This window comes from Butyricicoccus pullicaecorum DSM 23266, from assembly GCF_900167005.1.
Classification (GTDB): domain Bacteria; phylum Bacillota; class Clostridia; order Oscillospirales; family Butyricicoccaceae; genus Butyricicoccus; species Butyricicoccus pullicaecorum.
Map to the genome: position 1 here is coordinate 136,543 of NZ_FUXW01000003.1, position 21,077 is coordinate 157,619.

Genomic DNA, 21,077 nt, shown 5'->3' on the forward strand with positions numbered 1-21,077 from the left:
ATCTGCGCCTCCTCTCTCTATTTCCCGCTCTCGAGTGCCTTGATCTGGTCACGCAGCTCGGCTGCCAGCTCGAACTCGAGCAGCTTTGCCGCCTCCTTCATCTGGCGGGTCAGACGGGCGATCTCGGCCGTGCGCTCGGTCTTGCTCATGCGCTTTTTGCCGGGCGTCTTGCTCTCGGACGAAATCTCGATGATCTCGTGGACGTTCTTCTGGATGGTCTTGGGCACGATACCGTGCGCCTTGTTGAACGCCATCTGCTTTTCTCTGCGACGTGCGGTCTCGTCGATGGCACGGCGCATAGAATTTGTGATGGTATCCGCGTACATGACGACACGACCCTCGGCATTTCGCGCCGCACGGCCAATGGTCTGGATGAGCGAGGTTTCCGAGCGCAGGAAGCCCTCCTTGTCCGCATCCAGAATGGCAACCAGCGAGACTTCGGGCAAGTCCAGACCCTCACGCAGCAGGTTGATGCCGACCAGCACGTCGTACAGACCCAGACGCAGATCGCGGATGAGCTCCATGCGCTCGATGGTCTTGACATCGTGGTGCAGATAGCGCACGCGCACGCCGGCATTTTCCAGATAATCGGTCAGATCTTCGGCCATCTTTTTGGTCAGCGTCGTGACCAATACGCGCTCCTTGCGTGCGGTGACCGCGTGAATCTCACCCAGCAGGTCGTCGATCTGACCCTCAACCGGGCGCACCTCGATGATGGGGTCAAGCAGACCGGTCGGCCTGATGACCTGCTCGACGATCTGACCCGAGCGCTCGCGCTCGTAGTCGCCCGGCGTTGCCGAGACGTAAATGACCTGGTTGATGCGGTCGTTAAATTCCTCGAAGTTCAAAGGACGGTTATCAAAGGCCGACGGCAGACGGAAACCGTTGTCAATCAGGCTCTTTTTGCGTGCGTAGTCGCCGTGATACATGGCGCGCACCTGCGGCAGAGTCACGTGACTCTCGTCGACGATGAGCAGGAAGTCCTTGGGGAAATAGTCGATAAGGGTAAAAGGTGCCGAACCGGGTTCACGTCCGGAAATAACGCGGGAATAGTTCTCGATACCGCTGCAAAAGCCGATTTCCTGCATCATTTCGATATCATAGCGGGTGCGCTGGGCAATGCGCTGGGCTTCGACCAGCTTGCCATGCTCCTCAAACCACTTGACCCGCTCGTCCAGTTCACGTTCCAGTTCCTCGACCGCGCGTGCCATCTTCTCTTTGGTCGTGACGTAGTGGCTTGCCGGGTAGATGGCGACGTGCTGCACGTCGCGGGTGGCTGCGCCGGTCAGCGGGTTGATCTCGCACAGGCGGTCAATCTCATCTCCAAAGAACTCCACGCGGAAGGCCATATTCTCCGCGTATGCTGGCCAGATCTCGACCACGTCGCCGCGCACACGGAAACGGTTACGCTCGAATGCGATGTCATTGCGCTCGTACTGAATCTCGATGAGCTTGCGCAGCAGCTCGTCGCGATCGCGTGTCATGCCCGGACGCAGCGAAATGACCATGTTCTTGTAATCGATCGGGTCACCGAGCGAGTAGATGCACGAGACCGAGGCCACGATGATGACGTCTTCCCGCTCGAACAGTGCACTCGTCGCCGAGTGGCGCAGGCGGTCAATCTCCTCGTTGATGGCCGAATCCTTCTCAATGTAGGTATCAGTCGAGGCAATATAAGCCTCAGGCTGGTAGTAATCGTAGTAAGAAACGAAAAATTCCACCGCATTATGCGGGAAAAACTCGCGCAGCTCGGAACAAAGCTGCGCTGCAAGGGTCTTATTGTGAGCAAGCACCAACGTCGGGCGCTGGGTGCGCTCGATGATGTTTGCCATGGTGAAGGTCTTACCCGAACCGGTAACGCCGAGCAGTGTCTGCTCGGTCAGACCGTTTTCCACACCGGCAGACAGGGCTGCAACCGCCGTGGGCTGATCGCCCGCCATCTGGTACGGGCTGACTACCTGAAATTTTGGCATAGGGGATGTTCCTCCTAGTATTTTGCAAAAAATCCGCACTCGGACAGGGAGACAAAGTCATGTTCTCCGAAAATCAGGTGCTCGATCAGATCGATACCGACACCGCGTAGCAAGGTCCAAAGCTGTTCGGTCGTGCGGATATCGGCCTGTGACGGACGCGCCGGACCGCGTGGATGATTGTGCGCGAGCACAACGCTGTCAGCCTTATGGCGCATGGCCAGTTCGTTGATGGCCTGCACACTGACTTCGCTTGCGCTGACCGCACCGTGACACAGCAAATCACAGCTGATGGGACGGCGTGCCGCATCCAGACAAAGTAAAACCGCGATCTCCTGCCGCAGTCCCTTGAACTGCGGACGCAGGTAATCGGCCATGCGCTCGACCGTATCCAGCTGCGCACGGGAGTTTTGCTGAATGGTGCGGCTGCGGTCGCAGCGGCGCTCATGTGCACCCAGGGTATACAGATAGAGTGCAACCTGATCGCCCACACCATCCACCTTTTTGAGTTCCTCGATCGAAGCCTCGAACACGCGATGATACCCGCCAAAGGTGCGAATCAAGCGATGCGCCAAGGGGTTGACATCGCGTCTGGGCACGGCATAGTACAGCAAGACCTCGAGCGCCTCATGCGGCTGCAAACTGTCAAATCCCTGCTGTACCAGACGCTCACGCATGCGCGTGCGGTGGTCAGTGTGCACGGGCACATCTTTCTTCTTTTCCTGTTTTGTGCTTTTCTTCGGTTTCTCCGCCGATGACTTGGACATCGCGGTCTCACCTCCTGCCTGTTACGCCTGCATCACGCACCGTGTACGCGGACGGTCTCGTCCAGACGCACGGTCTTGGCCTGCGCCTCGAGCACAGCCTTGGTCTGCGCTTCATCCCGAATCTCCGGAAAGGGTACGGTCGGCACCGGTGCCATCTCATGCGGACGCAGGCTCTTGGCCATCCAGAGCACATCGCGCCACTGTCCAAACTTGTACATGCTGTTCTGATACGCACCCGAGATGGTAAATCCCATCGCGGTATGGAACTTGATGCTGCGCTCGTTGGGCGAAGTGATACCGACAAAGATATTGTAATAGCCCTGACGCACGAGCAGCGAAAAGAGTGCACGATAGAGCGCTGCCGCGACCCCCTGACGGTGAAAATCAGGGGCAACATAGATCGAAGTCTCGACCGACCACTGATATCCTGCACGGGAGCGATGGGGCGAGGCGTAGCCATACCCAGCGATCCGTCCATCGATCCGGCAGACCAGCCAGGGCAGGGTCTTGGTATAGGTTTCGATGCGTCGGCAGAATTCCTCATGGGAAGGTGCTTCATATTCGCTGGAAACCGTGGTGTTGGTCACATATGGGCCATAAATTGCAAGCATTTCGTCAGCGTCTGCCAGTGTGGCAGGCTGAATGGTGACTTGGGACATATCGTTTTCTTCCCCTTTGCGCGCAGATGCGCCAGATGTTCTTTTTCATCCTATATCATAGCACAAACGAACGTCTGTTTGCAACCGTTTTTTCCCCTTCTCTTTTTGTCATTCTGCCCGTTTCCCTGTCCGATAAAACGTGGTATACTGTATTTGACTATGAGCGCAAGGAGGACACGCCATGGCCCGCTATGGTTTTATCAAAACAAAAGAGGACGTCAAGTTCCTTATTCTATATTCGATGTGTTATCTGCCCGATCCCGCAACTTTCGAGATCATGCTCGACGTATGCACCTGGTGTGATGACGGCTTTACCTGGTTTGACTTCAAAGAGGCATTCGACGAGCTGGTTGCGACCGGTCACATCACAGTCGCCGACCCCTGTGCCGACACCACCTACCAGATCAGCGAAAAAGGCCGGGAAGCGCTGGCAGCGTTCGAAAACCGCCTTCCCTACACCGTCCGCGAGGCCGCACAGCGTTCTGCGCTGCGTGTCGTACGGCAGGCGCACCGCGATGCGGTCATCTCGACCCACAGCGAAGCCGTGCAGGAAAATGATTATCTGGTGCGCATGGGCATCGACGAGGTATTTGCACTGGAAATGCACGCAGCAAACGCCGAGCAGGCATCTCTGCTGGAAAAGACTTTCCGCGCACACGCCGAGGAAATCTATCAGACGCTGCTGCACGCCATGACCCGCGACTACGAAACCAAAGAATAAACAGAAAAGACCACCCTTTCGGGTGGTCTTTTTATATTGCGCGATTTTACTTAACTGCGACGCACTCAACTTCCAGCTTTGCGCCCATCGGCAGCGCTGTAACCTGGAAGCAGGAACGAGCCGGTGCACCTTCGGGGAAGTACTTGCCGTAAACCTCGTTGAATGCTGCGAAATCAGCCAGGTCAGCCAGGAAGCAGGTGGTCTTGACGATGCGGTCCATGCCGACACCGCCCTCAGCCAGAACAGCCTTCAGGTTCTGCATCACCTGCTCAGCCTGCTCCTCAATGGTGGTACCCTCGATCTTGCCGGTCTTGGGGTTCAGCGGAATCTGACCAGAAGTAAAGATAAACTGCTCGGTCTCGATGGCCTGAGAGTAGGGGCCGATCGCAGCCGGTGCGTGCGCAGACGAAATAACATTCTTTTTCATAATGAACAAGTTCCTTTCCTGGACCATTTGACTCACAAATGGTCGGATTTATTTGCTCTTATGATGATACCGGAAATGTGCTCATTTTTCAAGCTTAATCTGCGCACAATTTAACCAAAATTTATCCTCAGCTATGCAGCTTTTTCATACGCAGCTGATTCGAAAGGATCTTTTTGCGGATGCGGAGGTTGTTCGGGGTAACTTCGAGCAGCTCGTCCTCGCCCAGGAACTCCAGTGCAGCCTCGATGGACATCTGGCGCGGCGGAATCAGACGCAGTGCGTCATCCGAACCGGATGCACGGGTGTTGGTCAGCTGCTTCTTCTTGCAGACGTTGACCGAAATGTCCTCGCTCTTGGGAGTGCAGCCGATAACCATGCCCTCGTAAACCGGGGTGCCGGCGCCGATGAACAGCGTACCACGCTCCTGTGCGTTGTACAGGCCGTAGGTAATTGCCTCACCGGTCTCGAATGCGATCAGGCTACCCATGCTGCGCTTCTGAATCTCGCCCTTGTACGGCTGGTAGGAGTGGAATACAGAAGACAGAACGCCCTCGCCCTTGGTATCGGTCAGGAACTCGTTGCGGTAGCCAAACAGGCCGCGTGCGGGTACCAGGAACTCAACGCGCATGCGGTCACCCTGCGGATTCATGGTAACCAGCTCGCCCTTGCGCGCGCCCATCTTCTCCATGACAGAACCCAGTGCATCCTGCGGAACGTCTGCAACCATGCGCTCGATCGGCTCGCACTTGACGCCGTCAATCTCCTTCATCAGCGCCTTGGGCGCGCCGACCTGGAACTCATAGCCTTCGCGGCGCAGGTTCTCGATCAGAATGGACAGGTGCATCTCACCACGGCCGGAGACGCGGAATGCATCGGTGGTCTCGGTCTCGCTGACGCGCAGCGAAACGTCCTTCAGCAGCTCACGGAACAGACGCTCACGCAGGTGGCGCGAGGTGACGAACTTACCGTCCTTGCCTGCAAACGGGCTGTCGTTGACCATAAAGTACATCTCAACGGTCGGCTCGGAAATCTTAACGAAGGGCAGCGCCTCCACGCAGTCCTGTGCACACAGGGTCTCACCGATGGTGATGTTTTCAATACCAGAGAAGCAAACAATGTCGCCCGCGGTGCAGGTGTCAACCGGCTTACGTGCCAGACCCTCGATGGTGTACAGCGAAACGATACGACCGTTATAGGGCTTGACGCGCTCGTGGTAGTCGGTTACGGTAACCGGCTGGTTTACCTTGATGCTGCCGCGCTCGATACGACCGATACCGATACGACCAACGTACTCGTTGTAGTCGATGGACGATACCAGCATCTGCATCGGGCCTTCGGTGTCTACTTCGGGTGCCGGGATGTGCTCGAGAATCTGGTCAAACAGCGGAACCAGATCGGTGCCCGGTACGGTCGGGGACATGGAAGCCGTGCCGTCACGACCCGAGCAGTAAATGATCGGGCTGTCCAGCTGCTCGTCGTTTGCGTCCAGGTTGAGCAGCAGCTCGAGAACCTCGTCGCCAACCTCGTTGAGGCGTGCGTCCGGACGGTCGATCTTGTTGATGACAATGATGATCTTGTGACCGAACTCGAGTGCCTTCTGTAGCACGAAACGGGTCTGGGGCATGGGGCCTTCTGCCGCGTCGACCAGCAGAATAACGCCGTCTACCATCTTCAGGATACGCTCGACCTCACCAGAGAAGTCTGCATGGCCCGGGGTATCGACAATATTGATCTTGGTGTCCTTATAATGTACCGAAGTGTTCTTTGCCAGAATGGTGATGCCGCGCTCGCGCTCGATGGCGTTGGAGTCCATGACGCGCTCCTCTACGACCTGGTTCTCGCGGAAGGTGCCCGCCTGCTTGAGCATCTGATCGACCAGGGTGGTCTTACCGTGGTCAACGTGTGCGATGATGGCAATATTTCTTAAATCGTTTCTAACCATAATGCCTCCTGAAGATAGGAACAATCAAAAATTTTTCAACAGCTACTATTATATCCACTCTGCGGCCAGATTTCCAGCCTTGAAATGGTCAAAATTTGTAAGTATGTGCGACTTTTTTTGGTGGAAAATAGAAAGACCACTGATTTCTCAGTGGTCTTTAGTGGCAGCCGGACAAGGATTCGAACCCAGACAAACAGAGTCAGAGTCTGTCGTGCTACCATTACACAATCCGGCTGTACAGGTTGTCTGCCGTAGCTGACGATGATTATTATACCGAGTACAGCCGGAAAAGTCAAGCATAAATTTCAAAATCCTGCAAATTTTTTATACCGCTGTTTTTCAGGCCTCGTACAGGCCGGCGCGGTCACCCACGACCAGCACCTTGAGGGTGTCCTCGCTCAGGTTGAGCACACCGTCACCCTCGCCTTTGAGGTATCCTTTGTCCATCAGTTTCTTGACGGTCGGCTGTGCCCAATCGGGCATGTCATCATAGTACTTATAGCGCATATCGTCTTCCTCCTCTTGTTCCGTTTGGGTCAGTTTGGCACGAAATGCCGTCCACAGTGCCGGGTCATCAACCATCGGCCCCGGACAGTGCTTGCCGGTCACGTCATAATGACGCAGTACACGGTCAACCGGGATGTCGTACTTGGCCATGAGCGCACGCACGAGCAGCACGGCACGGTCAATGCTCGCCTGACGCACCTTGCCCTGCTTGTCGTTCATGCAGATTTCCACACCCAGCGCGTTGCTGTTGCGACACTCAGGATGCCGGTAGCTCTTGGCACCACAGTGCCAGGCTACGCAGGCTTCGGGTACGCTCGACCAGGTTTCCTTTTCATCGACGAAAAAATGCGCGCTCGCGCCCACATTTTCCCGCGCGAAGTAATCAACATTATTCTTGGCCGTATCGCCCCGGTTGGATGTGTAATGTACGACGATATACCGGGTTGCAGCACGTGTACCGCCGTAATTGACACGATTGCATTGCTTTGTCTGAATGGTCACTTATCGTTGTCATCCTTTCTGGTAAAATAATAGGTTACGATCGCCGTCACGATGGATGCGACATATTCAGACGGCATATCCACATTCCGGCGAATGGCCTGAATGCACACAACCGCAATCAGCGCAAATGTGACAAGCGACTTCACATCCAGCAGTCTCATCAGTCTCTCTTTCACATCGTTCCCTCCTTTCGTTCGGCTTTTTGTTCCAGATCGGCAATCCTGTGGTTTGCAACCCGAATCTGTTCTTCCACCACAGGCATACGCCGTGCAAAATTGTTGTGTTCACGTACTTCACGTTCCAGCTGTTCCAGACGGAAGTTGGTCAGACGCTGGGAGACCAAAATGCCTCCCAGTGTGCCCACCAGCGTACCGATCAGGCTGAGCAGACTGGTCAGAACGTTCTGTTCCATCAAATCATCTTCTCCCGAAAACGGTCGCCATCCTGTACGCCGCGATAGAACACATAGTCGCCAGACTCCAGCGCGGCCCAGTTGATATACTCTGCCGTCTCCGCATTGGTCTGCTCAACATCATAAGCTGTGTTAAAAACCGCGACCATGTCAAGCGGCGGAAAACCCTGATAGATCGGTACCGACTGCGTTTGACCGAACGTGTCCTCCAGCGTGCACGTGCCGACCACGGTCTGTGCACCGCCTCCACCGCCGCCGGATAAAATCGGATTCAAGATCATAACGTCTGCACCTCCACCTGATAATTGAGATCGCTGGACGGTTTTTCCAGATAGGCCGTAAACGTCAGGGTATCCGCTCCCTGTGCGGTTGCCAGTACCCGACAATCGGCTACCGCTGCAATCTGGTCGGCATCCGCCCAATTGGGACATGCGGTCAGGATGGTCTTGGACGTATCCGTCGTCGCGCCTGCACAGGCAACCGTCTGGGTGTACGGTGCCTGCTCTCCCGTCCACCCCGATGCGGGAAGGCTGACCGAAACCAGCGTCGGACGGCTCAGTTTATTTCCTACCGCTGCAAGTGCTGTGTTAAATGCCTGCTCGGTGTCCGAAAAACCGGCCGACTGTGCCGCCTGATAAGCGCTCACACCGTCTTTTCCGGTCGCCCCCGGGTCTCCCGGGTCGCCTTTATCGCCCTTGGCACCCGGCTCTCCCGGATCACCCTTTTCTCCCTGCACACCGGGATCACCTTTATCACCTTTGGCGCCCTGTTCACCCGGATCGCCTTTTTCGCCCTGTGGTCCCTGCGGACCGGTCGGACCGGGATCACCCTGCGGACCTTTGAGCTGTCCGAGATCCTGCCAGGAGGCAAATTCATCCGACCAGTTGTAGATGGTGTTGTTTTCGGCTGTGCCCACCGCATAGGCTTCACCGGCTGTACCGGTTGGGTGCGCTTGCAGCAAGGTTTCGAGGGTATCGTATCGCGCACGGATAGTGAACGAAGCACCGTCTGCACCATCCTTACCGTTGGTACCGTTGATGCCGTCCTTGCCATCCCGACCGTCTGCACCCGGTTCACCCGGATCGCCCTTGTCACCTTTCTCGCCTTTTTCTCCCTTCTCACCCGGCGCACCGGCCGCGCCCTGCGGGCCCTGTGCCTGCACGCCGCTGTCCTTGTAAGCACCGGAAACACCATCGAACACCCACCAGGTTCCGTTCTGAATCTTGGGTGGATTGACCGTCGCCTGCTGTGCCAACGTTGCAGCCTGCTCGGCCTGTCCCGCAGATGCGGCAGCCTGATCTGCCGATGCACTAGCCTGTGTCGCGGCATTCTGCGCGGTTGCGGCATGTGCGGTCAGCGTCTGTTCCATCTGCGCGAACTCGTCAGGCTCGAGCGGCTCAAACTCATCCAGCGCATTGATGCTGGGGCCGATGTCCAGATAAAAAATATTGCTTCTGCACTCCCGTTCGCCGTCCAGACCGCGTACCTGTGCACGGCACAGTCCACTGACCGCCACATGCGCGCGTGTCAGTTCGACCGAGAGCACGTCTTCCTGTTTTTCCAGCGCAAGCACATTTGCCTTGCCCTCTTGGTTGCACAGATCCAGCTTATACTGCCAGTTTCCCGGCACATCGACCAAAATCTTGAGCGTACGCGACAGATTTTCGCCCTGATAACCGATCCGTGCATCCTGCGGGTTCTGCATTTGCACCTGCCAATTCTTCATTGTGATCATTTCATTCCTCCATTTCTAAACGACCGTTTACTCCATGATATGCACATTCCACCGGCCTTTCCACCCGGCGTATGTCATATTGACATGTCCATTTCTTTTTTTTGCCGCTTTTTTGTAAAGCACCCTTGACATTTATGTAAAGCAAGCTATACTATAAGTAAAGTAAGCTTTACTTTGAAAGGAGGACTGTCCCCTGTGAAAAACCGCATTCAGGAACTGCGAACGCTGCGGCGCATCACCCAGCAGGAACTGGCCGACGCGGTATCGGTCACCCGACAGACCATTATTTCCCTGGAAAACGGACGCTACAATGCATCGCTCCTGCTCGCACACAAGATTGCACGATATTTTGATACCGCCATTGAAGATATTTTTTTATTCGAGGAGGAATGATCTATGAAGACTCTGACATACACTGCACGCAAGCGTTTTACCATGTATTTTGGTCTGATCGAAAGTCTTGTCGCCTTATGTATCCTGATCGCCGGCATTATCTGCCGCAATACTGCAAACATTCTGCAAAATTCCGATACCTTCAGCGCCTTTATCGGCATCTCTGCCGGTATGTTCGGCGCAGGTCTGGCAACCTTCCTGCGTACCCGCAGCCTGCTACACGATGAAAAACGCCTCAAAGCCAGCGAAGTGTGCGAAATGGACGAGCGCAACCAGTACATTGCCGGACAGTCGGCACGGCTGGCGTTCTGGACGACCATGGTTCTGACCTACATCACCGCCTTTTTCGCCCTGTTTTTCAGCACCGCCCTGTACTTTTTCCTGTGCTTCCAGATTTTGGTGATGCTGGTGATCTATCTGGTCTTCGCTCGAATCATCGGTAGAAAATTTTGCTGAGTTGCAAGGAGGTCATATCTGATGTTTGCCGCACTCTCTCTTCTGGCAGCCGGTCTGCTCGCACTATCCCCAAGCGCTTATCTGCCGCCAGTCACGCAAGCCGCACCCGCTGCCACGGGCACAGTCGAAGCCCTCACCATTCCCTCTTTCGATGCATATCCACTTCAAGGCCGCCTCTACCTACCATCCGACCAGTCACCGCGTGCTCTGGTCATCTATGTCAACGGCTCCGGCCCCAACACCAACCAAAATACCCGCCAGCTTTCAGCCGATGCGACATTTTCCTACTTTGATCTGGTTGCAAGCGGCTTCAATGAGGTTGGCGCCGCTTTTCTCAGTTACAGCACCCGCGGCGTGACTGCCAGTGACACACCGCCCTTTTATCATACGATTGACCCGCAAGCATACCAGACTTATCTTCCCGAACATTCCGTGCAGGACGTCGCCGCGATCGTCCGTACGCTGCGCACAGACTCCCGTCTGCATGACTGTCCGATTTATCTGCTCGGCTGGTCGGAAGGTACCATGATCGCCCCCAAGGTTGCTCAGCTCGTCCCGGTCGATGGTCTGTTGCTGGCCGGATATGTCAACGGCACCATGCAGCAGGTACTCGACTGGCAGCAAACCGGTGGCAGCAGCATGGTAACTTACTGCCTGTATTTTGATGCCGACGGTGACGGAAGGGTCTCGCAAGCCGAGTATGAAAACGATCGGTACGGCGTGCGTCCTGCGTTGGGACTGGAGCAGGTTGCATTCCCAGAACTAGATGCAGACGGAGACGGCCAGCTGACCGCCTCGGACTTTGCCGCCCTGCTCGCACCTTCGCGGCAGGCGCTCTATGATGCCATCGCCCGCAGCGACGACGCATGGCTCACAGAAAACTACCCGGTTCGTCTGACAAGTGCCTGGTTCCAGGCCCACGCACACTTTACACCCAATCGAGATATGCTGACCGAGTTAGACCTTCCCATCGTCATTTTTCAGGGGCAAGCGGATGCCAACGTTCCCGTACAGGATACACTAGACATACAGGCACAGTTTGTTGCGTTGGGAAAGGATAATCTGACCGTCCACCTCTATCCCAATGCCGACCATGATCTCAACTTTGCGTCTTACCTTTCGACTGGTGTCTGGCCGCAGGCATGGTGTGATCTATTTGCCGCAGTTGCGCCAAAATAGTATAAAAAAACCGCCCTTTCGGGCGGTTTTCTATTTACTTCTGAAGAAAATCGGCGGGCAGTGCATCGGGACGATCGCAAGTAGTGGTCATGCGCACCCACTTTTCTTCCTGTGCGGCATTGACCAGACCCTCCAGCACTTCCAGCACATGCAGCGCCATCTGACCGTTGGCACGCGCCTGACGGCCTTCCTGAATGGCCAGCACCTGATCGACCAGACCGATGCCGCGGCTGTTGCGGTCATGACCGGTCTCGTTGAACGGACGGTCGCACGGAACGGTCTCGAACGGGATATCGTTCACACCTTCCGGGCGCGGCATCTTGCCCCAACGGAAATCCTGCTTGCGGCGCAGCCAGAGGTCGCCGCCGAAGATATTCGGGCCACCGTTGGAATCTGGCTCTGCCATGATGAACACACCATCGGTGCCGTACAGCTCCATACGCGGACGAATGGAATCCCACACGTCAAAGCTGAAGGTTGCAGTGACGATCGCACCCGATGCAAAGCGCATGACACCGGTGACATGGGTGTCGATCTCGACCGGTACGGTCTTGTCCATGAGCGGCAGGTAGCGCGTCTCGGTCGAGCGTCCGGACATTGCCGTGACCGCTTCCACCGGGCCGAGCAGCGAGACCAGAGCGGTCAGGTAGTAGGGACCCATGTCCAGAGTCGGGCCGCCACCCGGACGATAGTAGAATGCCACATTGGGATGCACAAATTCCCAGCCATGGCACAGCATGGACACCTCACCGCCGGTAATCCGTCCAATGATTCCTGCGTCAATCTGCTCGCGCATGGTCTGGAGACGGCTGCCGAAGAAGGTATCGGGTGCACAGCACACGGTCAGACCCTTTTCTGCTGCCAGATCCATGATCTGCTTGCCCTCGGCAAAGGTTGCTGCGAGCGGTTTTTCGGTGTAAACGTGCTTTCCTGCGCGCAGGGCTGCCAGATTGTACTTGGCATGCACTTCGGGAACGGTCAGATTGAGCACAACATCGACTTCCGGGTCGGCCAGCAGTGCATCGACCGATTCATAAACGTGGTCAATGCCCAGTTCCTGCGCACGCTTAACCGTTTTTTCGTAGTCGCGTGCAGCGCATCCCACGATCTCAACGATCTTGGGGTACTGTTTCAGGTTATCGACATATTTGTTGCTGATATCGCCGACACCGATCAGTGCAACTTTCATTTTTTTCATACAGCCGTTTCCTTTCTTTTACACGGGGATCTTGTTATATATAAAACGGTGATTGACACAAAAAAGTCAGGTAAAAACCTGACTTTTTGTTTGTTCCGGTTTAGAATACGCAGTACTGCGCCATGTAGGACTCCATCAGCGGCAGGATCTCCTCGTAGGTGCCCTGCTCCTTGAGGTACTCGTAGATATCCTGAACGGTGATCAGCGCGTGTACCTTGATACCGAACTCCTCGCCAACTTCCATGACAGCGGTCTTGCCGGGGGTCTGGCCAACTTCGCAGCGGTTTACCGAGATGAACATATCGGTTACCTTGACATCAGCGCAGCCCTGCAGTACGGGCATGGTCTCACGGATTGCGGTACCAGCGGTGATAACGTCCTCGATGATGATGATGCGGTCGCCGTCCTTGGGCTTGTAGCCGACGATGTTGCCGCCCTCGCCGTGATCCTTAGCTTCCTTACGGTTGAAGAAGAACGGCTTGTCGATGCCGTAGTTGCGAGCCAGTGCACCGGAAACCGAGGTTGCCAGCGGGATGCCCTTGTAAGCGGGACCGAACATTGCGTCGAAGTCCTCGCCAACGGTCTCCTTGACCAGAGCCGCATAGAACTCGCCGAGCTTGGAGTTCTGCAAGCCGGTCTTGTAGTTACCGGTGTTGACGAAATACGGGGTATTTCGACCGCTCTTGGTTACAAAATTGCCGAAGCGCAGCACGTCTGCTGCCATCATAAATTCGATAAATTCCTTTTTTGCCGGAGTCAGCATAATAAAATCTCCCTTTCCTGTTTCTTTGGTATTATTTTATCATATCCGGCATAGCGGGGCAAGAGTCAATCCCCTGCCTGACCGATGAAATGCGAAAAATGCGGGATGAGAGATAAAAAAAGAGACAGGCTTTATGCCTGTCTCTTGAAGGACACAAGTATAGATTACTTCAGGGTAACCTTTGCGCCAGCCTCTTCCAGCTGAGCCTTGATGGACTCTGCATCTTCCTTAGAAGCAGCTTCCTTGATGATTGCCGGAGCGCCGTCAACCTTCTCCTTAGCCTCCTTCAGGCCCAGGCCGGTGATAGCACGAACAACCTTGATAACGTTGATCTTGGAAGAACCAGCGTCGGTCAGCTCAACGTCGAACTCGGTCTTCTCTTCAGCAGCCGGAGCAGCAGCGCCGCCAGCAGCACCTGCAACAGCAACGGGCATAGCGGATACGCCGAACTCTTCCTCCAGAGCCTTAACCAGCTCAGCCAGCTCCAGGACCTTCAGGCCCTTTACAGCTTCCATAATCTCTGCAACAGTCATGGTATAAACCTCCAATTACAAATTTAAGTTAGAAAAAATTGAAATTTATGCTGAATTATTCAGCAGCAGCCTCTTCCTTGGGTGCAACCAGGGTAGAAACCAGAGCTTCGCCATCCTCGGTCTTCTTAGCGATATTGTCAAGCGCAATAACCAGCTGAGTGATCGGGAAATTGAAGCCATACAGAACCTGAGCGATGAGGCCTTCCTTGGACGGCATCTCTGCCAGCTTCATGACCTCGGCAACCGGGATTGCCTCGCCCTCCAGGTAACCAGCCTTGATCTTGAAGTTGTCATGCTTCTTAGCATACTCGTTCAGAATCTTAGCGGGTGCAACGACATCGTCGGTGGTGCTGATCGCCAGAGCGGTCGTACCATTCAGGTGCTCCTCAAAAGCGTCGAAGCCCAGCTCCTTTGCAGCGAAACGGAGCATGGTATTCTTTACAACAGCGTACTCAACGCCGGCAGCGCGCAGCTCGCGGCGCAGCTTGGTATCGTCCTCAACGGTGATACCCTTGTAATCGACCAGAACGCCAGCGGGGCTGTTCTTGATCTTCTCGACCAGAGAAGCGACCAGAGCCTTCTTTTCTTCCAGAACCTTTGCGTTAGGCATCTTGTTTCACCTCCATCAAAAATAAAGTACCCTCTTGTGCAAAGACACAAGAGGGTACACAAAACATCAAATCTGTTCGTGCTGACCTCGGCGGGCGGCGACGGAACGCCTTTCAAGCCTCGCGGCTGCCTGCTGTCTTTGACCAAGCTATTAAATTATAGCATGGAAAACATGCCTTGTCAACACGTTTTTTTAAGTTTCGAGTAAAAAATTACTCAGAAACCTTAGCCGCGTTGATCTTAACGCCGGGGCCCATGGTGGACGCAACGACGCAGGAGCGGACGTACTGACCCTTTGCAGCAGCCGGCTTAGCCTTGATGATAGCGCCCATCAGTGCGTTGAAGTTGTCCTGCAGCTTCTCAACGCCGAAGGAAGCCTTGCCGATCGGGCAGTGGATAATGTTGGTCTTGTCCAGACGGTACTCGATCTTACCAGCCTTAGACTCCTTAACAGCCTTAGCAACGTCCATCGAAACGGTACCAGCCTTCGGGTTCGGCATCAGACCCTTGGGGCCCAGGACCTTACCCAGACGGCCAACAACGCCCATCATGTCAGGGGTTGCGATGACAACGTCGTAATCGAAGAAGTTCTCGTTCTGGATCTTAGCAACCATATCCTCAGCGCCAACGTACTCTGCACCAGCAGCAACAGCCTCGTCAGCCTTGGGGCCCTTTGCGAATACCAGGACGCGAACATCCTTACCAGTACCGTGCGGCAGAACGATCGCGCCGCGAACCTGCTGGTCAGCGTGACGGGAGTCAACGCCCAGCTTTACATGCAGCTCAACGGTCTCGTCGAACTTAGCCTTAGCGGTAGAAACAACGGTTGCAAGCGCCTCAGCGGGATCGTACAGCTTGGTACGGTCTACCAGCTTTGCGCTCTCTACATACTTTTTACCTTTGCGCACAATAATATCCTCCTTTAGTGGTACTGCGGGAATTTCCCTCCCACTTAGACGGCCGTGTCCGCCGTCAAAAAACGTGAAACTTCAGCTTATGAAAAATTACTCTTCTACGGTGATGCCCATAGAGCGGCAGGTGCCTGCGATCATGCTCATAGCAGCCTCTACGGAAGCAGCATTGAGGTCAGGCATCTTCATCTCTGCGATCTTCTGAACGTCAGCCTTGGAGATCTTAGCGACCTTGGTCTTGTTCGGAACAGCAGAGCCAGACTCGATCTTGCAAGCCTTCTTGATCAGAACAGCTGCCGGGGGAGTCTTGGTGATGAAGCTGAAGGAACGGTCTGCATAAACCGTGATGACTACGGGGATGATGAGACCCGCGTCATTCTTGGTGCGCTCGTTGAATTCCTTGGTGAAAGCCATGATGTTGACACCATGCTGACCCAGAGCCGGGCCAACCGGGGGCGCAGGGGTTGCCTTGCCCGCAGGAATCTGGAGCTTGATATAGCCTACTACTTTCTGTGCCATGTTGAGGTATCCTCCTTAAAAAATGTGGTGGCTGGCGAGTCGGACGACTCTCCCACTTGCCATGAAACGCATCCTCTGCGTCTCGTTGACTGCCTGTCCGGTATTACTGACCGTCCAGGGGTCAGTCGCCCAGCGTCTCGACCTGATCCAGTTCGAGTTCGACGGGCGTCTCTCTGCCGAACATCGATACGACAACGCGTACCTTGTTCTTTTCGGGCTCGAGCTCATCGACAACGCCGATGAAGCCTGCCAGCGGGCCGTCGATGACGCGCACGCTGTCGCCCAGCTGATAATTGATTTCGATTTCTCGCTTCTCCACGCCCATTTTCAGCACTTCCTCATCGGAAAGCGGGAGCGGCTTGTTGGAGTTCGGGCCGACGAATCCTGTGCAGCCGCGCGTATTGCGCACGAGGTACCAGCTTTCATCGGTCAGGATCATCTTGACCAGTACATAGCCCGGGAAGAGCTTGCGCTCGATCTCGCGGGTCTTGCCGTCCTTTACTTCGGTCACGCGCTCAACAGGGATGTTGACAGCGGTGATGAGGTCGTGGAGCTTACGATTTTCCACCGCTTTTTCGATGGACGAGGCTACTTTATTCTCGTAGCCCGAGTATGTGTGAACCACATACCATTTTGCTGCATCTGACATAGTATCCGGCCCCTCTCAAAATCAAGCGGCGAAGAAGCCGACGAGTGTCTGGAAACCGAAGCCGAAAATTGCGTCCAGTACCCAGATGAACACACCGAGCACCAGGCAGCAGGCCAGGACAACGAGCGTGTTGTTAACGGTCTGCTTACGGGTCGGCCAAACGATCTTCTTGATCTCAGCCTTGAGCTCGTGGAACCAGTTACCGATTCTCGCGAAGAACGAAGGCTTCTTGGCCTTTGCCGGCTTGTCAGTCTGCTTCTTTACAGCGGGAGTGGATTTTTCCTGCTCTGCCATGAAGCGTACTTCCTTTCTCGTCGATTACTTAGTCTCGCGATGCAAAGTATGCTTTTTGCAGAAGCGGCAGTACTTGTTCATCTCAAGACGGTCGGGATCGTTCTTCTTGTTCTTCATCGTATCGTAGTTTCTTTGCTTGCACTCAGTGCAGGCCAGCGTTACCTTAACGCGCATAACGGCACCTCCTTGAATTGTGTTTATGTCCGTCGGGTGTTCCGGCAGACTTGATTGCCTCCCTTTGCAGGCTCAGCCTCAAAAAAACAGGCATAAAAAAAGAACCTACATAGGTGTAATTATTGTATCACGACCCCCCTGTGCAAGTCAAGCATCATTTTTTGAGTTTTATGTACAAATTCCGCCGTTCTATGTTATAATGATTGCACACAAACGATAACCGATCCAAACAGGAGGCGAATACAGCGTGAAGATTTTAGGCGTAGATTACGGCGACGCGCGCACCGGCCTTTCGGTTTCCGACCCGACCGGTCTGCTGGCCGGTTCCCCGTCGGTCATTTCCGAATGGAACCGGGACAAGCTGCTCGAAAAGCTCGTCGCATACATTAAAGACAACAAGATTGAGACCGTTGTACTGGGTTATCCCAAGAATATGGATGGTTCGGTCGGACCGCGTGCGGAAAAGTGCGCCCAGCTGGCCGAGGATATTCGGGAGCAGACCGGCGTGCCGGTAGTATTATGGGATGAGCGTCGGACGACGGTGGAAGCGCACCAGATTTTGCATCAGGCGGGCAAAAAGGCCAAGCAGCATCGTAAAAATGTAGACGCGGTTGCGGCGACGCTCATTTTGCAGGGCTATTTGGATGCGCAGCGGATGAGATAACAACCTCATAAAAGCAAAAAGCGTTCCAGGGATGGAACGCTTTTTTATTGCGCGTCTGCGGACGCGCTTGAGTTTTTATTTTTAGTTGATTTTCGCAAGGCGAAAATCAAAAAGGGGATTTCGCTCTCTGCGGAGAGCGACTCAGGGCGCTGCCCTGAGAACCTGCAAACCTTTGAAAAGGTTTGATCCAAACTTCAGTTATGGGTGCGGTGATTGTTTAACCTTCCCAGATGAAGTCGTCAGACTCCTCTGCGACCGATTCAACCTTGATCTTCTTGACCATCTTATCGTGCAGGCCTTCCGCTTTCATCACTTCGCCCTGATTGTGGAAGCCGTATTTGTCATAGAAACCGTGTGCACGGGCATTGTTCTTTGCGACATAAGCGCATAAGTAGTCCTTACCGAGTGCGCGATAGACCGAAATGGCCTGACCCAAGATCTGACCGCTCAGGCCCGTACCGCGGTAATCTTCGCTGATGACAAACGAGCCGACCTTACCGATCTCCGGTTCGCTTTCGTCACATACATTCATGCGCACCAGCGCGACCGGCCGATCTTCGACCATGCCGATCGTGACTGCGCGATCATGCTTTGCCGCCATTGCATCGGTGTCAGCCATCCAGGCATCCTCGTCGAGCATGTTGGTCGAACCGTAAGCATTGCGGTAAAACTCACGCGCAAACCCAATGAGCAGCGCACGATCTTCCGCACTTTCCGGGTCATAGGGCCGGAACCATGCCTGTACGGACATCGGCACGCCCCTGCTGTTCGTCCAGCCGATCTTGGCGAAGGTAGACAGGTCTTCGGGCAGATGGGACGCATCGTTCCAGTAAATCGGGCGGATGGTATCGCCGTCAAACTCGAACTTTGCCACACAGGTATTATCGCCCCAGCCCACCTGACCAATCTGCTCGGGTTCATAACCGAGTACCCGACACAGAATACCGCGAATAGCCGAACCATGACTGACCACCGCGATAGACTTGCCGTCCCATTCCTGTGCAAGCTGACGCAGACCGCCTAACACACGGTCGCCGGTATCCAGAACACGTTCACCGCCGGGAACTTCACATTCCCACGGACGTGTCTGCCACTTGGCGTACTGCTCGGGAGCTTCTCTGGGCAGGATTGCCCAAGTCTTGTCCTCCCACTCACCCATCGCAATTTCACGCAGCACCGGACGCACATGCACCTTTATGCCCTTGCGGTCTGCAATGGCTTTGGCTGTGTGGCGCGCACGATAGAGGTCGGACGCATAAATCGCATCCAGCGGGACATCTGCAAAGCGGTCAGCCAGATAAGGCAGCTGCTGGTATGCCCGCTCGGTGAGCAGACTGTCGTACTGTCCGTGACAGCGGCGATATACATTGCCTTCTGCCTCGGCGTGACGAATCAGATAGACTGTTGTCATACCTCTACCGCCCCGGTCAGGTCGGTGACCTTCTCGATGCCGTGCTGGATCATATATTCCTTGAGCTCATTGAGCGCCTTGACCGGAGCCATCGGGTCGGCAAACATAGCGGTGCCGATTGCGATTGCGTCCGCGCCTGCCAGCATCATTTCTGCAATGTCACGGCCGGTACGAATACCACCCATACCGATAATCGGCACGTCAACCGCCTTGCGCACCTGATAAACCATGCGTACCGCGATCGGGAAGACTGCCGGACCGGACATACCGCCCATGATGTTAGACAGAATTGGGCGACGGGTATCGACATTGATGCGCATGCCGAGCAGCGTGTTGATGAGGCTCAGTGCATCCGCACCCGAAGCAACTGCCGCACGTGCAATCTCGGTAATGTCGGTGACATTGGGGCTGAGCTTGACAATCAGCGGCTTCTTTGCGTACTTCTTGGCCGCAGATACAACTTCCTCAACCATCTTGGGCTGGGTGCCGAAGGCCATACCGCCGCACTTGACGTTCGGGCAGGAAATGTTCATTTCGATCAGGTCAACGTCTGCATCAGAGATCTTCTCGATCATGCCGCAGTATTCCTCGACCGTGTTGCCCGATACGTTCGCAATGATCTTGGTATCATACTGGCGCAGGAACGGAATCTGCTCCTCGATGAAGCGATCAATGCCGGGGTTCTGCAGGCCGACGCAGTTGAGAATACCCATCGGAGTCTCTGCGATACGGGGCGCGGGATTGCCCAGACGTTCGGTCGGGGTCAGCCCCTTAACGCCGACACCGCCCAGCTCAGACAGATCAAAGAACTCGCCGTACTCGTGACCGAAGCCAAAGGTACCCGACGCGGTCGTGATGGGGTTTTTGAGCTCTACCCCGCAAATATTTACGCGCAGATCCATTACCAAACGACCTCCTTGCTGTCAAATACCGGGCCATCCTTGCAGACGTGGCCGTATCTTACGCCTTCCTGACCGTCCTTGAGCTTGAGCTCGCAGGCGCAGACCAGACATGCACCGATGCCGCAGCCCATGCGCTCCTCCATGGAGACCTGACACGGGATGCCCTGTGCCTCTGCGATCTCCGCGATGGCGCGCAGCATGGGCTTGGGGCCGCAGGCGCAAATCGCGGTTGCTTCCTGTACGTGCAGCTTGAGCACATCGGTGACAAAACCGTGCACACCATAGCTGCCGTCGTCGGTGCAGACGTGGGTCTCACCCAGTCTACGGAAGGCATCTTCCAAAATAACCGCATTCTGATTGCGGAAGCCCAGAATTGCCTCGGGCTTTGCACCGTTTTCCTTAGCTGCACGCATGGTCATGAGCATGGGCGGAACGCCGATGCCGCCGCCGATGAAGATGGGATGGTCACCCAGCTCTTCCATGCGGAAGCCGTGACCGAGCGTACCCAGTACATCGAGTACATCGCCCTCGCGGCGCTTGGACAGCCACGCGGTACCGTCACCCTTGACCTGGAAAACAACGATCATCTGACCGTCCTGTACATTGCAAATCGAGATGGGACGACGCAGCAGATTGCCCTCTCCGCAGGTGATATGAACGAACTGACCGGGCTGTGCCTGCATACACAGTACCGGTGCTTCCATCGTCAGCTCAAACAGACCGGCGCCAATCTCCCGGTTGCCGACGACACGACACATTTCCTGAGTCGCCATATTAAATC

Annotated in this window: 27 protein-coding genes, 1 tRNA gene and 1 other annotated feature; of the genes, 5 read left to right on the plus strand and 23 right to left on the minus strand. The window is 55.2% G+C overall.

Annotated elements, in window-relative coordinates:
* Window positions 1-17: 17 nt before the first annotated feature.
* Genes uvrB through B5D52_RS07630 form a run of 3 tightly spaced genes read right to left on the minus strand, consistent with a single transcriptional unit; the run spans window position 18 to window position 3,396 of the window.
* Entirely contained in the window at window positions 18-1,973 is a 1,956-nt protein-coding gene (uvrB, locus tag B5D52_RS07620) for an excinuclease ABC subunit UvrB (RefSeq protein WP_016148152.1), read from the minus strand.
* Window positions 1,974-1,987: 14 nt separating this feature from the next.
* A complete protein-coding gene (locus B5D52_RS07625) occupies window positions 1,988-2,737 on the minus strand; it encodes a JAB domain-containing protein (protein ID WP_016148153.1) in 750 nt (249 codons plus the stop codon).
* Between the two features lie 32 nt (window positions 2,738-2,769).
* Complete coding sequence (locus B5D52_RS07630; RefSeq protein ID WP_016148154.1) at window positions 2,770-3,396, minus strand: GNAT family N-acetyltransferase; 627 nt, start codon at window positions 3,394-3,396, stop codon at window positions 2,770-2,772.
* A 181-nt stretch (window positions 3,397-3,577) separates the two neighbouring features.
* On the opposite strand from B5D52_RS07630, the gene B5D52_RS07635 reads away from it, so the two are divergent.
* Entirely contained in the window at window positions 3,578-4,117 is a 540-nt protein-coding gene (locus B5D52_RS07635; protein ID WP_016148155.1) for a DUF4364 family protein, read from the plus strand.
* A gap of 46 nt (window positions 4,118-4,163) precedes the next feature.
* Here the strand turns inward: B5D52_RS07635 and B5D52_RS07640 are convergent, their stop codons facing one another.
* The 8 genes from B5D52_RS07640 to B5D52_RS07675 all read right to left on the minus strand — a co-directional run bounded on the left by B5D52_RS07640 (window position 4,164) and on the right by B5D52_RS07675 (window position 9,641).
* Complete coding sequence (locus B5D52_RS07640) at window positions 4,164-4,544, minus strand: RidA family protein (RefSeq protein WP_016148156.1); 381 nt, start codon at window positions 4,542-4,544, stop codon at window positions 4,164-4,166.
* Window positions 4,545-4,671: 127 nt separating this feature from the next.
* On the minus strand, window positions 4,672-6,486 hold the full coding sequence (gene typA, locus B5D52_RS07645) for a translational GTPase TypA (protein ID WP_016148157.1): 1,815 nt from the start codon (window positions 6,484-6,486) through the stop codon (window positions 4,672-4,674).
* Window positions 6,487-6,647: 161 nt separating this feature from the next.
* Window positions 6,648-6,721, minus strand: a tRNA-Gln gene (locus tag B5D52_RS07650).
* A gap of 104 nt (window positions 6,722-6,825) precedes the next feature.
* Window positions 6,826-7,494 carry a peptidoglycan recognition protein family protein gene (locus B5D52_RS07655; protein ID WP_016148158.1) on the minus strand — a complete coding sequence of 223 codons (669 nt, stop codon included), beginning with the start codon at window positions 7,492-7,494 and terminating at the stop codon, window positions 6,826-6,828.
* Window positions 7,491-7,670: a hypothetical protein gene (locus tag B5D52_RS07660; RefSeq protein WP_016148159.1), complete on the minus strand. Its 180-nt coding sequence runs from the start codon at window positions 7,668-7,670 to the stop codon at window positions 7,491-7,493. Before B5D52_RS07660 ends, B5D52_RS07655 begins: the two co-directional genes overlap by 4 nt.
* Window positions 7,667-7,906, minus strand: a complete 240-nt coding sequence (locus B5D52_RS07665) for a hypothetical protein (RefSeq protein ID WP_016148160.1) — start codon at window positions 7,904-7,906, stop codon at window positions 7,667-7,669. Before B5D52_RS07665 ends, B5D52_RS07660 begins: the two co-directional genes overlap by 4 nt.
* The gene (locus tag B5D52_RS07670) at window positions 7,906-8,187 is read right to left on the minus strand and encodes a hypothetical protein (protein ID WP_016148161.1); all 282 of its coding nucleotides are present in this window, start codon (window positions 8,185-8,187) and stop codon (window positions 7,906-7,908) included. The genes B5D52_RS07665 and B5D52_RS07670 overlap by 1 nt, the downstream gene beginning before the upstream one ends.
* A complete protein-coding gene (locus B5D52_RS07675) occupies window positions 8,184-9,641 on the minus strand; it encodes a collagen-like domain-containing protein (RefSeq protein WP_016148162.1) in 1,458 nt (485 codons plus the stop codon). Before B5D52_RS07675 ends, B5D52_RS07670 begins: the two co-directional genes overlap by 4 nt.
* A gap of 195 nt (window positions 9,642-9,836) precedes the next feature.
* Between B5D52_RS07675 and B5D52_RS07680 the strand changes: the two genes are divergently transcribed.
* The 3 genes from B5D52_RS07680 to B5D52_RS07690 are packed head-to-tail and all read left to right on the plus strand — an operon-like array spanning window position 9,837 to window position 11,669.
* Complete coding sequence (locus B5D52_RS07680) at window positions 9,837-10,034, plus strand: helix-turn-helix transcriptional regulator (protein ID WP_016148163.1); 198 nt, start codon at window positions 9,837-9,839, stop codon at window positions 10,032-10,034.
* Window positions 10,035-10,037: 3 nt separating this feature from the next.
* Window positions 10,038-10,490, plus strand: a complete 453-nt coding sequence (locus tag B5D52_RS07685; RefSeq protein ID WP_016148164.1) for a DUF2178 domain-containing protein — start codon at window positions 10,038-10,040, stop codon at window positions 10,488-10,490.
* Window positions 10,491-10,511: 21 nt separating this feature from the next.
* A complete protein-coding gene (locus B5D52_RS07690) occupies window positions 10,512-11,669 on the plus strand; it encodes an alpha/beta fold hydrolase (protein WP_016148165.1) in 1,158 nt (385 codons plus the stop codon).
* A 34-nt stretch (window positions 11,670-11,703) separates the two neighbouring features.
* On the opposite strand, the gene B5D52_RS07695 is transcribed toward B5D52_RS07690, so the two are convergent.
* The 9 genes from B5D52_RS07695 to rpmG all read right to left on the minus strand — a co-directional run bounded on the left by B5D52_RS07695 (window position 11,704) and on the right by rpmG (window position 17,319).
* Window positions 11,704-12,867, minus strand: coding sequence for a Gfo/Idh/MocA family protein (locus B5D52_RS07695; RefSeq protein ID WP_016148166.1), 1,164 nt, complete (start codon window positions 12,865-12,867; stop codon window positions 11,704-11,706).
* Window positions 12,868-12,967: 100 nt separating this feature from the next.
* Window positions 12,968-13,630 carry an orotate phosphoribosyltransferase gene (gene pyrE / locus B5D52_RS07700; RefSeq protein WP_016148167.1) on the minus strand — a complete coding sequence of 221 codons (663 nt, stop codon included), beginning with the start codon at window positions 13,628-13,630 and terminating at the stop codon, window positions 12,968-12,970.
* A 164-nt stretch (window positions 13,631-13,794) separates the two neighbouring features.
* Window positions 13,795-14,163: a 50S ribosomal protein L7/L12 gene (gene rplL, locus B5D52_RS07705; protein WP_016148168.1), complete on the minus strand. Its 369-nt coding sequence runs from the start codon at window positions 14,161-14,163 to the stop codon at window positions 13,795-13,797.
* 55 nt (window positions 14,164-14,218) lie between these two features.
* Window positions 14,219-14,773 (minus strand): 50S ribosomal protein L10, encoded by a 555-nt coding sequence (gene rplJ, locus B5D52_RS07710; RefSeq protein ID WP_016148169.1) that lies wholly within the window; start codon window positions 14,771-14,773, stop codon window positions 14,219-14,221.
* A 14-nt stretch (window positions 14,774-14,787) separates the two neighbouring features.
* Window positions 14,788-14,933: a sequence feature (ribosomal protein L10 leader region), on the minus strand.
* A 51-nt stretch (window positions 14,934-14,984) separates the two neighbouring features.
* On the minus strand, window positions 14,985-15,680 hold the full coding sequence (rplA, locus tag B5D52_RS07715; RefSeq protein WP_016148170.1) for a 50S ribosomal protein L1: 696 nt from the start codon (window positions 15,678-15,680) through the stop codon (window positions 14,985-14,987).
* A 96-nt stretch (window positions 15,681-15,776) separates the two neighbouring features.
* A complete protein-coding gene (gene rplK, locus B5D52_RS07720) occupies window positions 15,777-16,202 on the minus strand; it encodes a 50S ribosomal protein L11 (RefSeq protein ID WP_016148171.1) in 426 nt (141 codons plus the stop codon).
* A gap of 121 nt (window positions 16,203-16,323) precedes the next feature.
* On the minus strand, window positions 16,324-16,851 hold the full coding sequence (nusG, locus tag B5D52_RS07725) for a transcription termination/antitermination protein NusG (RefSeq protein WP_016148172.1): 528 nt from the start codon (window positions 16,849-16,851) through the stop codon (window positions 16,324-16,326).
* Window positions 16,852-16,872: 21 nt separating this feature from the next.
* Complete coding sequence (secE, locus tag B5D52_RS07730) at window positions 16,873-17,145, minus strand: preprotein translocase subunit SecE (RefSeq protein ID WP_016148173.1); 273 nt, start codon at window positions 17,143-17,145, stop codon at window positions 16,873-16,875.
* Between the two features lie 24 nt (window positions 17,146-17,169).
* Window positions 17,170-17,319, minus strand: coding sequence for a 50S ribosomal protein L33 (rpmG, locus tag B5D52_RS07735; protein ID WP_016148174.1), 150 nt, complete (start codon window positions 17,317-17,319; stop codon window positions 17,170-17,172).
* A gap of 247 nt (window positions 17,320-17,566) precedes the next feature.
* On the opposite strand from rpmG, the gene ruvX reads away from it, so the two are divergent.
* A complete protein-coding gene (gene ruvX / locus B5D52_RS07740) occupies window positions 17,567-17,983 on the plus strand; it encodes a Holliday junction resolvase RuvX (protein WP_016148175.1) in 417 nt (138 codons plus the stop codon).
* A 217-nt stretch (window positions 17,984-18,200) separates the two neighbouring features.
* Here ruvX and B5D52_RS07745 read toward each other — a convergent pair whose 3' ends face one another.
* Genes B5D52_RS07745 through B5D52_RS07755 form a run of 3 tightly spaced genes read right to left on the minus strand, consistent with a single transcriptional unit; the run spans window position 18,201 to window position 21,069 of the window.
* Window positions 18,201-19,394 carry a bifunctional histidine phosphatase family protein/GNAT family N-acetyltransferase gene (locus B5D52_RS07745; RefSeq protein ID WP_016148176.1) on the minus strand — a complete coding sequence of 398 codons (1,194 nt, stop codon included), beginning with the start codon at window positions 19,392-19,394 and terminating at the stop codon, window positions 18,201-18,203.
* Complete coding sequence (locus B5D52_RS07750) at window positions 19,391-20,296, minus strand: dihydroorotate dehydrogenase (protein WP_016148177.1); 906 nt, start codon at window positions 20,294-20,296, stop codon at window positions 19,391-19,393. Before B5D52_RS07750 ends, B5D52_RS07745 begins: the two co-directional genes overlap by 4 nt.
* Window positions 20,296-21,069: a dihydroorotate dehydrogenase electron transfer subunit gene (locus tag B5D52_RS07755; RefSeq protein ID WP_016148178.1), complete on the minus strand. Its 774-nt coding sequence runs from the start codon at window positions 21,067-21,069 to the stop codon at window positions 20,296-20,298. The genes B5D52_RS07750 and B5D52_RS07755 overlap by 1 nt, the downstream gene beginning before the upstream one ends.
* Window positions 21,070-21,077: the final 8 nt, after the last annotated feature.